The 5,409-nt window shown below is 66.7% G+C and carries 7 protein-coding genes; 2 read left to right on the top strand and 5 right to left on the bottom strand.

What is annotated here, in order from left to right:
* Positions 1-32: 32 nt before the first annotated feature.
* Both ON45_RS16190 and ON45_RS16185 read right to left on the bottom strand, forming a co-directional pair.
* Entirely contained in the window at positions 33-503 is a 471-nt protein-coding gene (locus ON45_RS16190) for a hypothetical protein (RefSeq protein WP_051063201.1), read from the bottom strand.
* 34 nt (positions 504-537) lie between these two features.
* A complete protein-coding gene (locus ON45_RS16185; RefSeq protein WP_040495082.1) occupies positions 538-1,326 on the bottom strand; it encodes an SDR family NAD(P)-dependent oxidoreductase in 789 nt (262 codons plus the stop codon).
* Positions 1,327-1,388: 62 nt separating this feature from the next.
* Between ON45_RS16185 and ON45_RS16180 the strand changes: the two genes are divergently transcribed.
* Positions 1,389-1,880 (top strand): SRPBCC family protein, encoded by a 492-nt coding sequence (locus tag ON45_RS16180; RefSeq protein WP_040495080.1) that lies wholly within the window; start codon positions 1,389-1,391, stop codon positions 1,878-1,880.
* Between the two features lie 7 nt (positions 1,881-1,887).
* Here the strand turns inward: ON45_RS16180 and ON45_RS16175 are convergent, their stop codons facing one another.
* Both ON45_RS16175 and ON45_RS16170 read right to left on the bottom strand, forming a co-directional pair.
* A complete protein-coding gene (locus ON45_RS16175; protein WP_040495078.1) occupies positions 1,888-2,673 on the bottom strand; it encodes an HpcH/HpaI aldolase family protein in 786 nt (261 codons plus the stop codon).
* Positions 2,670-3,815: an acyl-CoA dehydrogenase family protein gene (locus ON45_RS16170; protein ID WP_040495076.1), complete on the bottom strand. Its 1,146-nt coding sequence runs from the start codon at positions 3,813-3,815 to the stop codon at positions 2,670-2,672. Before ON45_RS16170 ends, ON45_RS16175 begins: the two co-directional genes overlap by 4 nt.
* A gap of 70 nt (positions 3,816-3,885) precedes the next feature.
* Here ON45_RS16170 and ON45_RS16165 point away from each other — a divergent pair, with 70 nt between their 5' ends.
* Positions 3,886-4,632 carry a dihydropteroate synthase gene (locus tag ON45_RS16165; RefSeq protein ID WP_040495074.1) on the top strand — a complete coding sequence of 249 codons (747 nt, stop codon included), beginning with the start codon at positions 3,886-3,888 and terminating at the stop codon, positions 4,630-4,632.
* Positions 4,633-4,668: 36 nt separating this feature from the next.
* Here ON45_RS16165 and ON45_RS16160 read toward each other — a convergent pair whose 3' ends face one another.
* Positions 4,669-5,298: a histidine phosphatase family protein gene (locus ON45_RS16160; RefSeq protein ID WP_051063200.1), complete on the bottom strand. Its 630-nt coding sequence runs from the start codon at positions 5,296-5,298 to the stop codon at positions 4,669-4,671.
* Positions 5,299-5,409 lie beyond the last annotated feature (111 nt).

Here is a 5,409-nt window from a genome sequence, read left to right as displayed (position 1 = left end):
TGTCCGTCGGTGCCAGGCACCAACGGACATCTCTACGAGCTCAGGCGTTCGAGCATCGCTTTCATCTGCGCGTGGACGAGGTTGATCGCCTGGAGTGGACGGATCATCACGCGGAACTCGATGATCATTCCGTCGTCGTCGCACGTGATGATGTCGACGCCGTTGACGTACTTGCCCTCGACCTGCGTCTCGAACTCGAGCATCGCCGCATGCCCCTGGCAGATCTCCTTCGTGTAGCCGAAGCCCCCGGACGAATCCGAGCCGTCGGACGAGTCGGTGTCGGTGTCGGTGTCGCCGCCGAGCGTGCCACCCGCCGCGGTGAGGTACAGCTTCGTGATGTCACGGCCCTCCTGCGGCGTGAACACGATCGGGCTCAGGAACACGACGTCGGGATGCAGGATCGCGTCGAGACCACCATCCAGCTGACCCCGCATGTGCTGGTGCCAGCGTTCGATGCAGGCGTGGATCGGGTCGGTGCTGAAGTCAGCGTCGGTCGTCGTCATCCGACGAGTCTGGCAAACCGGGTGCCGGTCGGCGTCAACGAGAGCCCTGGCCGTCGTCGACCTTGATCACCGTTCCGGTCACCGCATCGGACGCCGGTGAGCACAGGTACAGCAACGTCGAGTCGAGCTGGGCCGGGTCGCCGAGCCGCTTGCGGGGCAACATCTCGCTGAAGTCGCCCACACGTTCGACCATGCCGTCCATCATCTCGCTGTGGAACGCACCCGGCATGATGCCGTTGACGTTGATGCGATTGCGTGACCATTCGACCGCCAGCGCCTCGCTCATCCGCGCGATGCCTGCCTTCGTGATCGAGTACAGCGCCGCCCCGTGGCCGTCGTAGTGCGCGCCCGTCATGCTCGAGATGTTGATCTGGCGACCGGGGAGCTTCGCGTCGATCAGACGGCGAGCGACCTCACAGGAGAGCACGTACGGCCCGCGGAGGTTCGTGTCGATCACCCGGTCGATCAGGTCGATCGACATCTTGTGGGCCCGCTGTGCGTCGGGGATTCCCGCGTTGTTGACCAGAATGGTGACCGTGCCGAACGCCGCTTCGGCTGCGTCCACGCCCGCAAGGATGCTTGCGGTGTCGGTCATGTCGATCTCGACGCCGACGGCGGCGCCTCCCGCGCTCTCGATCTCGGCCACGACTTCGTCGAGCCGTTCGCGCCGTCGGCCTGCCGCGATCACCTGTGCGCCGGCTGCGGCCAGCACCCGAGCGAAGCGTCGGCCGAGCCCGGACGTCGCCCCCGTCACGAGGGCGACCTGGCCTTCGAGGTCGTTCGAGACGTTCGGCAGCGGGTACGGATCGGCGGTGGCGTTCATCGCTCTGCACCATATGCGAGCGGACCAGCACGTCGGCAACCCGGCCCGCGTATGGTGTTCCGATGCCCACGCATCCCGTTCACCCACCCGAGTGGATCGACAGCGCACCGATCGTCGTCGAGGAGTCGATCGGAATCGATGCGCCGCCGGAAGCGGTGTGGGCGGAGATCACCGATCATGCGTCGTGGCCCGAGTGGTTCGAGGCCCTCGACCAGGTGGAGCCGGGATCGACGGCCACCGGCGTCGGAGGCACTCGGCGGGTGACCGCTCAACGACTCCCACTCGACGAGGAGTTCACGGTGTGGGACGAGAACGAACACTTTGCGTTCGCGATCACCGAATCCAAACTGCCGATCCTGGGTGCGTTGGCAGAATCGGTTCGGCTCGAGTCGGTCGACGACGGCGCTTCCTGCCGGGTGACCTACCGCCAGGGTGTGCAGGGGCGCACCGGGTTCGGCTGGGCGATGAAACTGCTGTGGTCCCGAGCCGCAGCCGGCCTCCCTCCCGCACTCGAGGCGCTGAAGACCCGCGTCGAGTCGAAGACCTCCTCGTAGCGACCGCTCAGTAGATCGACGGTTCTCCGGCGGCGGGTTCCGACGGTGACCGGCCAGCGGCCAGCGCGCGGTCGAGGCCATCGGCCATCGCCAGGAGATCCGCTGTCGCGGTGACCATCCGGAAACCCTGCTCCAGTCGCTTGGCGACGAGCTGCGGATTGGCGTGGATTCCCGCCACGACGCCGCGGCGGTTGCAGGCTTCGACGATCGCTGCCAGTGCGGTGTTGAACGACTCGTCGTCGTGGTCCCCCCGTGGTGGCAGCCCGAGCGTGAGACTGAGATCCGCCGGGCCGACGTAGACGGCATCGATGCCGTCGACGTCGAGGATGTCGTCGAGGTTCTCCACGGCCTCTGCGGTCTCGATCATCGGGATGCACGCCACTCGGTCGTTGGCGGTGGCCTGGTAGTCCGGCCCGTTGACCTGACCGGCCCGAATCGGTCCGTAGCTGCGTGCACCGTCGGGCGCGTACCGACACGCCTCGACGGCTCGCCGCGCCTGTTCGACGGTGTTCACCATCGGAATGATCACGCCCATCGCACCGGCGTCGAGGACACGACCGATGATTCCCTGCTCGTTCCACGGAACGCGACAGGTGATCGTGGCCGGCGACGACTGGAGCGCCCGCATCATCTCGACGACGCGTGAGTAGTCGGCGAGACCGTGCTGCATGTCGATGTTCACGTAGTCGAATCCAGCGGCGCCGACGACCTCGGCCGCAGCGGGCGAGTCGCCCGACAGCCACGCCCCGAGCGCCGCGTCGCCGCGCTCCCACGTGTCCGTCAGCAGGGTCACGCAAGCACGTCCTTGCTGATGATCGTCTTCATGATCTCGGAGGTCCCGCCGTAGATCGAGGTGATGCGAGCATCCACGTACGCCGAAGCGATCGGATACTCGGTCATGTAGCCGTATCCACCGAACAGTTGCAGGCACCGATCGGTCGTGCGGTTCTGGACCTCACTCCCCCACAGCTTGGCCTTCGCCGCGTCCGCGGGTGAGAGCTCACGCGCGTTCAGTCTCACGACGCACTGATCGATGAACGGCTGGGTCACGTCGAGTTCGGTCGCGATCTCGGCGAGGACGAACTTCGTGTTCTGGAACGATGAGATCGGCTTGCCGAACGCCGTGCGCTCCTTGACGTACTCGATCGTCCACTCGAGCGCGGCGCGAGCTGCAGCGACGCCGTAAAGACCGATCGACAGCCGCTCCTGCGCGAGGTTGAAGCTGAGGTACTCGAACCCGCGCCCGATCTCCCCCAGCACGTTGGTCGCGGGAACGCGAACGTCGTCGAAGAACAACTCGGACGTGTCCGCGGAATGTTGGCCGATCTTGTCGAGGTTGCGGCCGCGCTCGAATCCCGGCATCCCGCGCTCGACCACGAGCAACGACATCGAGCCTGCGCTGTCGGCGGCGTCACCGGTCTTGCATGCCACGATCACGAGATCCGAGTTGATGCCGTTCGTGATGAAGGTCTTCGCTCCGTTGACGACCCACTCGTCGCCGTCACGTACCGCCGTCGTGGCGATCGACTGGAGATCCGACCCGGTACCGGGCTCGGTCATCGCGATCGCCGTGATCAGCTCGCCGGACGCGATTCCGGGGAGCCACCGTTGACGCTGCTCGTCGGTGCAGTACTCGATGAAGTACGGCGTCGTGATGTCGTTGTGCAGCATCATCCCGAGCGCCCCACCACCGAGGTTCAGGCGCGCGACCTCTTCGTTGAGGACGGCATTGAAGCGGAAGTCACGCACGCCACCGCCGCCGAACTCCTCGGGAACCGCCATGCCGATGAACCCGTGCTTGCCGGCTTCGAGGTACGCGCTTCGATCCATGATCCCGGCGCGTTCCCATTCGGCCACGTGCGGGCTGAGCTCCTGCTGGGCGAACGCACGGAAGCTGTCGCGGAAGAGTTCGTGGTCGGACTCGTAGATCGTCATGCCCTCATTCTCGCATCCGGAGTGTCCATCGGTACCAAGCACCGATGGACATTTCGGTACGTTCGCTCGGGTGATCATCTACGGCGTCGTGAACTCCAGCCCCGATTCGCTCGCCCTCGACTCGATCGCGACGACTCCCGACGAGGCCGTTGCACGAGCACAACAGCTGCTCGCCGACGGCGCCGACGCGATCGATCTCGGCGGCCAGGGATCGACCGACTTCGCGGACGTCGTGGACTGGACCGAGGAATGGGAGCGCGTGGAGCACCTGATCCCGGCGCTCGCCGGCCTGGGCGTGGATGTGTCGATCGACTCGTGGCGACCCGAGGTGGTGCGCCGTGCGCTCGACGCCGGTGCCACGGTGATCAACGCCGCCGACGGCATGCAGACCGACGAGATGTGGCAGGTGGCGAGCGACTTCGCGGTGCCGATCGTCGTCCCCTTCCTGTCGGGTCCGAACCCGCGTGCGATGGACCTCGTGTCCGCGAATCCCGTCCAGGTGATGATCGAGTTCTTCGAGGCCCGGCTCGCCGATGCCGACCGCCACGGGTTGCGGTCGCGCTGCATCATCGACCCGGGGACCGGATTCGCCCCGCCGAACTGGCCATGGGAACAGCGCTTCGAGTACCAGAAGATCGTGTACTCGAACCTCGACGAACTCCGTCGGTTCGGCCTCCCGATCTACATCGCACTGCCGTGGAAGGAGACGGCACAGCACGACGAACTGCTCGACATCGTCGTGCGTCAACGCCCCGAGTACGGTCGCGCGCACTACCCCGCGAAGATCCGCCGCTTCCAAGCCGCCGCCGGCATCTGATTCGCTCCCGCCGGTGCCGGACCCCGGAGGTAGCCGTCAGGTGTAGTGGCGGTCGGGTGGTGGGATCGCAGGGCCGCCGTCGGGGACCAGGGCAACGCGGGGTCCGTCGGGGACGATGGAGTCTCGATCGACGGCGAACCAGCGGCCCGCGAGATTGTCCAGGCGCTGCCATCCGTCGTCCGAGTCGGAGTGCGCTCGTTCGAGGGCGTGGATGATCCCACCGTGTGACACGACGAGCAGCGTTCGCCCTGGGTGCCGATCGACGAGCAGGCGCAGTGCGCGGGACGACCGGTCGACGATCGACTCGTCCGATTCATAGCCGCTCGGGCGCCGTCCGTCCGCAAGGTACCCGGGGTACCGCGCCTCGATCTCACCGCGGGTCAGCCCTTCCCACTCCCCCGCCGAACGTTCCGACAGGCCTGACTCCGCGGGCAGGAGGTCGAGGCCCAGTCGGGTCGCGATGATCGATCCGGTGCTGCGGGCGCGTCGGAGGTCCGACGAAGCGACCGCATCGAAGCCTCCGAGCTCGAGCGCAGCCTCGACGGCACGCTCCGCTTGGGTCTCGCCACGTCGACTGAGCGGCGGGTCCGCCTGTCCCTGCCAGCGACGCACCGCGTTCCAGGTCGATTCACCGTGGCGGACCACGAGTACTCGAGGGTCGCTCACGGGGTACGGGCCGTGGCGCCACCCAACGACGCCACAGCGGGTCGCGACGTCAGGTTCAGCGGCACGGCGGAGCCGTCGGCACGTTCCAACACCTGCTCGGATTCGGTCGAG

The sequence above is a fragment of the Ilumatobacter nonamiensis YM16-303 genome (genome assembly GCF_000350145.1).
Classification (GTDB): Bacteria; Actinomycetota; Acidimicrobiia; order Acidimicrobiales; family Ilumatobacteraceae; genus Ilumatobacter_A; species Ilumatobacter_A nonamiensis.
This window is presented reverse-complemented; position numbering and strand designations above follow the sequence as displayed.

Coding starts and splice junctions, on each gene's coding strand:
- ON45_RS16190 (WP_051063201.1), bottom strand. CDS start 503: ATGACGACGACCGACGCTGACTTCAGCACCGACCCGATCCACGCCTGC.
- ON45_RS16185 (WP_040495082.1), bottom strand. CDS start 1,326: ATGAACGCCACCGCCGATCCGTACCCGCTGCCGAACGTCTCGAACGAC.
- ON45_RS16180 (WP_040495080.1), top strand. CDS start 1,389: ATGCCCACGCATCCCGTTCACCCACCCGAGTGGATCGACAGCGCACCG.
- ON45_RS16170 (WP_040495076.1), bottom strand. CDS start 3,815: ATGACGATCTACGAGTCCGACCACGAACTCTTCCGCGACAGCTTCCGT.